Source organism: Streptomyces sp. 8K308, from assembly GCF_004348315.1.
Classification (GTDB): domain Bacteria; phylum Actinomycetota; class Actinomycetes; order Streptomycetales; family Streptomycetaceae; genus Streptomyces.
The window spans coordinates 1-5,298 of record NZ_SMKC01000428.1 but is presented as its reverse complement, the minus strand read 5'-3'; the positions used below and the strand labels follow the sequence as shown (position 1 = coordinate 5,298).

General features: G+C 77.0%; 5 protein-coding genes. 1 reads left to right on the top strand and 4 read right to left on the bottom strand.

What is annotated here, in order from left to right; translation table 11 throughout:
• Positions 1-1,544 (bottom strand): hypothetical protein (locus tag E1265_RS33235; protein ID WP_243741291.1); only part of this gene is annotated, 1,544 nt, incomplete at its 3' end.
• Positions 1,545-1,696: 152 nt separating this feature from the next.
• On the opposite strand from E1265_RS33235, the gene E1265_RS33230 reads away from it, so the two are divergent.
• Positions 1,697-2,149: a cyclic nucleotide-binding domain-containing protein gene (locus tag E1265_RS33230; RefSeq protein ID WP_132934678.1), complete on the top strand. Its 453-nt coding sequence runs from the start codon at positions 1,697-1,699 to the stop codon at positions 2,147-2,149.
• A 16-nt stretch (positions 2,150-2,165) separates the two neighbouring features.
• On the opposite strand, the gene E1265_RS33225 is transcribed toward E1265_RS33230, so the two are convergent.
• The 3 genes from E1265_RS33225 to E1265_RS33215 all read right to left on the bottom strand — a co-directional run.
• Positions 2,166-3,149 (bottom strand): SGNH/GDSL hydrolase family protein, encoded by a 984-nt coding sequence (locus E1265_RS33225; RefSeq protein ID WP_207931307.1) that lies wholly within the window; start codon positions 3,147-3,149, stop codon positions 2,166-2,168.
• Positions 3,146-4,321, bottom strand: coding sequence for a glycosyltransferase (locus tag E1265_RS33220; RefSeq protein WP_132934677.1), 1,176 nt, complete (start codon positions 4,319-4,321; stop codon positions 3,146-3,148). Before E1265_RS33220 ends, E1265_RS33225 begins: the two co-directional genes overlap by 4 nt.
• On the bottom strand, positions 4,318-5,298 hold a 981-nt coding region (locus E1265_RS33215), incomplete at its 5' end, for a glycosyltransferase family 1 protein (protein WP_132934676.1). The genes E1265_RS33215 and E1265_RS33220, both read right to left, overlap by 4 nt.

Below are 5,298 nucleotides of genomic sequence, written 5' to 3'. Positions count from 1 at the left end.
AGAGGTGTATAAGAGCCAGGGGCAAGCAGGGCCGTGCCGACGATCAGGTCGGCGCCGCCGAACTCCGGGTCGTCGAGCTCGGTGCCGTCGTCCACGGCGAACAGCAGCCGGCTCTCGCCCTGCCGGTGCGCGGTGCCCACCGGGGGGCTCGCCGCGTGGACGGCGAGCAGGGCCACCAGGTAGGGCAGGTCGGGGTCGGCGCGGCGGGCCTCCGCGAGGAGCCCCGAGAGCCGGCGCGGCGCGTCCTCGGGGAGCTGGAGCAGCTCGAGCGCGGCGGCCAGCTGCTCCTCGCTGAACCGACTGTCGTCCGGGGTGGTGACCAGGTCGGGCTCGGGCAGCTCGGCGCCCAGGTGCTCGCGCGGCGCTGGCGGGGTGAGCAGCGACTCGGTGAGGTCGGCCAGCCGCACCGCGCCCGGCGGGCGTGGTCCGGTGCCGCGCGCGAAGAACGCGTCGGTGACGCGGGTGGCGTGCTCAAGGGGCTCGGGCAGCAGCGGCGCCAGCAACTGCCCGTAGAGGTCGGCGCCGGCCCTGGCCGCCGGGGGCCGGAACGCCTGCCGGTCCTGCTCGGCGCGGAACAGCGGCCCGGCCTCGAGCAGCCGGGACTGCAGCTGGGTGTGGCGCCGGATGCAGTCCTTGACGATGTCGACCAGCTCGGCGGCGCGCAGCTTGTGGCCGGTGTCGGTGGCCTCGTCGCGGGCGCGCCTGATGTTGGTGAGGATCGCGTTCTCGTGGCGGTAGCGGTCGGCGATGTGGCCGAGGGCCTCGTCGATCATGTCGGGCACGGCGTGCAGCCAGTCGACGGCGCGCACGTTGCGCCGGGTGGTCTCCAGGGTGCGGCGCAGCGTCTCCGCGTACTGGACGGTGCGGTACCTGGCCTGCTCGGCTGCGAGCTGTGCGTCGGCCAGGCGGCCGCGGCTGATGAGCACCTCAAGCTTGACCTCGGCGGCGATCTGGGCGCTGGTGACGTCCGTGTCGAGGGCGCCGACGAGCACGTTGACCGCCTCGTCCGTGGTGCGCAGGTACACGCCGCCGCCGGGCCCGGGGACCTCCTCGATGAGCTTGAAGTCGTAGTCCCTGCGAACGTACGAGCCGTCCGGCTCGAAGGTGCCGTAGACCGCGCGGAACCCGCGGTCGACGCTGCCGACGTTGATCAGGTTGTCCAGGACCCAGCGGGCCACCCGCTCGTGCTCGGCGGCGGGCCGGCCGGGGGCCTGGGCGGCCACCCTGGGCAGCAGCCGGGCGACGACCTGCTCGTGGTCGGCGCCGGTGTCGAAGTCCATGCTGAGGGTGACCAGGTCGATCGCGGCGAGCGCCACCTCGGCCATGGCGTAGGTGCTGTACTCGCCGGCGAGGTTGGCCTTGCGCGCGTCCAGGTCGTGCAGCGGAGCGGTGCAGGCGAGGGCGCGGAGCCGGCGGGCGAGGCCCTCGTCCGCCGCGGGGCCAGGGGCCGGGTGGCCGCCTGGGTGCGCGCCGGTCGGCCGGGCGGCCGAAGGGGCGGCGGCGCGGCCCTCGTTGGCCTGGTCGGCTGATGCGGGTGCGGTCACGTGGCACACATTAGGCGGTGCCACTGACAGTGAGCGGCGATCCCCGTGGCGATTCGGCCCCCGCGGGGGCGGTGGGTCTCGGGATGCGCCGGGGGGCCCGGCGCGGTCCAATGGCAGTGTCCCCTGGGGGAACGATTGGGAGGAGGCCGGCGATGGCCGCCCCACGGCGTTTGCTGCGGGTCCTTCCGGCCGGCTACCGGGAGCGCCTGATGTCCCTGGCGGAGGAGGTCTCCTTCGCGCAGGGCGAACGGATCTTTGAGGAGAAGGGGCGGGCCGACCGGTTCTGGATCATCCGCTCCGGGACGGTCACGCTCGACCTGCGGCTCGGCGGGCCGCGGCCGACCGGGGTCTCCTCGCTCGACACCGGTGACCTGCTCGGCTGGTCCTGGCTGTTCCCGCCCTATGAGTGGGACTTCGGGGCCGAGGCGCTCTCGCCGGTGCGCGCCTACGAGTTCCAGGGTCCCGAGGTGCAGGCGCTGTGCGACGAAGATCCGGAGTTCGGCTACGCGCTGCTGCGGGTGATCGCCGAGATCCTGGCCTACCGGGTGCGGGCGGCGCGGACCAGGCTGCTCGACCTGTTCGCCCCGCACGCCGGCCGCCGGTAGCGCCGGGTGGGGGCGGTCAGGCGGCCGGCGAGCGGTCGGTGCGCGGCGCCCGAAGGCGGCCGACGTGATCCACGGGGTCGACGCGGTCGAGTAGGTCGGGCAGGTCAAGCCGGTCAGGCCGGTCGAGCCGGTCTGGCGACCCCCCGGGGACATCGGGTCGCTGGCCGAGCGCGGCGAGCGCCGCCCTGGTGGCGGCGCGGGAGGCCGCGTCCAGGGTGTCGACGGTGCCGGCCAGCCGGTGTCTGGTCTCGGTGCACGCGAGACCGATGAGGCCGGGCAGCAGGTCCGTGGCGCGGGCCAGCAGCCAGCGAGTGCCGCGGGTGGCGAGCCAGCGGGCGCTGGCGCTCCTCGAGGGCGGCGGGCGCTCGGCCACGGCGGCGGGCGGCGGCCCGGTGGCCAGGCCGCGGGCCGCCAGGGCGGCGTGGAACTCACGGGCCAGCAGCCGGTGTCCGAACTCGCTCGGGTGCAGCCGGTCCACGCTCCACGCCTCGCTCACCGCGGCCACGGGGTGGCCGGCCAGGTGGACGTGGACGGCGCCGTGCCGGTGGGACAGGTGGTGCACGACGTCGTTGAGCGCGGCCATGCGGCGGGCGAGCGGGCGGGTCAGGGCTGCGGGCAGGCGCAGCACTCCGCCGGGGTCCGGCAGGCAGGCGGTGAGCACCAGGGCGCCCTCCGCGCTCAGGGTGCCGATGACGGCGTCGAGGTCGCGGGCGTTGGCGGCGAGGTCGAAGGCGGACCTGAGGGTGTCGTTGCCGCCGACGATCACCCCGGCCAGGTGGGGGCGCAGCCGGCGGGCCGCGGCGAGCTGCTCGCCCGCGGCGTCGGCGGTGCGGGCGCCGCTGCGCGCCAGGTTGACGAGCCGCGCCGGCCGCTCGTGCCCCGGCACGGTGAGCCCGGCGGCCAGCAGCGGTGCCCAGCCGCGCCAGCCGCCCGGCACCGGGTCGCCGACGCCCTCGGTGAGGGAGTCGCCGAGCGCGGCGAAGCGCAGCGCCTCGCTCACCGTGGGCCGCCCTCCGCCGCCGGGACGGGCCGCGGCGCCGGCCGGGCGACGGCGGGCGCGTCGAGGGCGGCGAGGAACGCGTCGACCGCGGCCGACCAGGGGAACTCCTCGGCCCGTGCCCTGGCCGTGGCGCGGCGGGTGGCGGCAGGTCGGGCGAGCAGCCGCTGCACGCCGTCGGCGAAGGCGGTGCCGTGGTGCGCCGTGGTGCCGGCCGGGCCGAGCAGCGCCGGCACGGCGGAGCGGGCGTTGGCGACCACGGGGGTTCCGCAGGCCAGGGCCTCCATGGCGGCCAGTCCGAAGGTCTCGGCCGGGCCGGGGGCCAGCACGATGTCGGCGGTGGCCTGGAGGACCGCGAGGTCGGCCGGGTCGCCAACGTGGCCATGGAAGACGACGGGGAGCCGGGCCGCGGTGGCACGCTCGAGCAGCCGGCCACGGAGCGGCCCGTCGCCGGCGACGACCAGGGTGGCCGGTACGCCGCGCCGGCGCAGCTCGGCCAGCGCGTCGAGGGCGAGCCCCGGGCGCTTCTCCGGGGAGAGCCGGGAGCACAGGGCGAGCAGCACCCGATCGTCGCCGCCGGTGAGCTGGGCGTGCAGCCTGGGGTCGCGCAGCCCGGGGTGGCAGCGGCGCAGGTCGACGCCCAGGGGGGCGCGCACCACGTTCCGCGCGCCGACGCGGTGGAATTCGCGCGCCGCCCAGGCGGTGGTGCACACGACCCGCGTGAAGGAGTACGCCGTCCGCCGGTTGAGCTCGTCGGCGGCGCGCCGGCACCAGTTCGCCGGCACGCCCCAGGTGGCCATGACGCCGTCCACGCTCTCGTGGGAGACCATCACGGCCCGCACCCGGTGGCGTCTGGCCCACTCCCCCGTCCAGCGCAGCGTGGTGCGGTCGGACACCTCGAGCCGGTCGGGGGCAAGCGACTCGAGCAGCCGGGCGAGGCGCCGCCGGTCGGTCAGCACCCGGTAGCCGCCGGTGCCCGGCACCCGGTGCCCCGGCAGGGTGATCACGCGGCCCTGAGCGGTGCGGACGTCGCTCACGGTCTCGCCGGGGACGACCAGCACCGGGTCGTGTCCGGCCGCCAGGTAGCCGGCGCCCAGCTCGCGCAGCGCGGTGCGCAGGCCGCCGGAGGAGGGCGCGACGAAGTTGGCGAGCCGGACGATACGCAGCCCCGTCACCTGACCGCCACCTCCCTGGCGTGCCGGACGCGGGCGTAGTGCTCGAGCAGCTGGTCGCCGACGGCGGACCAGGTGCGGCCCGCGACGGCGGTCGCGGCGGCCTCGGCCAGGCGGGCGCGCAGCGCGGGGTCGTCGCGCAGGGTGCGGACGGCCTCCCTGATCGCCTCGCCGTCGCCGGGCGGGACCAGCAGCCCGGTTCTGCCGTGGTCGACGAGGTCGAGCGGGCCACCGGCGGCCGGGGCCACCACGGCGACGCCGCTGGCCTGGGCCTCCTGGACGGTCTGGCAGAACGTCTCGAACGGGCCCGGGTGCGCGAAGACGTCGAGCGAGGCGTAGATCCTGGCCAGGTCGTCGCCAGTGCGACGGCCGAGGAAGCGGGCCCTGGGCAGGGCGGCGCGCAGCGCGGTGCCGCTCGGCCCGTCGCCGACCACCACGAGGCGGACGCCGGGCAGCGCCGAGGCCTGGGCGAGGAGGTCCACCCGCTTCTCTGGGGCCAGCCGGCCGACGTAGCCGAGGAGCAGCTCACCGTTCGGGGCGAGTTCGCGGCGCAGGCGCTCGTCCCGCAGCGCGGGCCTGAACCGCTCGGTGTCCACGCCGCGTTGCCACAGGCGGACCCGTGGCACCCCGTGGGCCTCCAGGGCACGGACGGAGTCGCTCGACGGCGCGAGCGTCAGGTCGGCCGCGGAGTGCACGGCGCGGATGCGGCGCCAGGCGGCCAGCTCGCCGGCGCCCAGGTAGGTGCGCGCGTAGCCGGCGAGGTCGGTCTGGTAGACGGCGACGGCCGGCACCCCGGCGCGCGCCGCCACGGCCATGCCGCGCACACCGAGCACGAACGGGCTGGCCAGGTGCACGACGTCGGGCCGGTGGCTCGCCAGGGCGGCGGCGAGCCGGCGGCTCGGCAGGGCGACCCGGACCTGGGGGTAGCCGGGCAGCGGCAGGGAGGGGACGTGGACGACGGGAGCCAGTCCGTCGTCCGG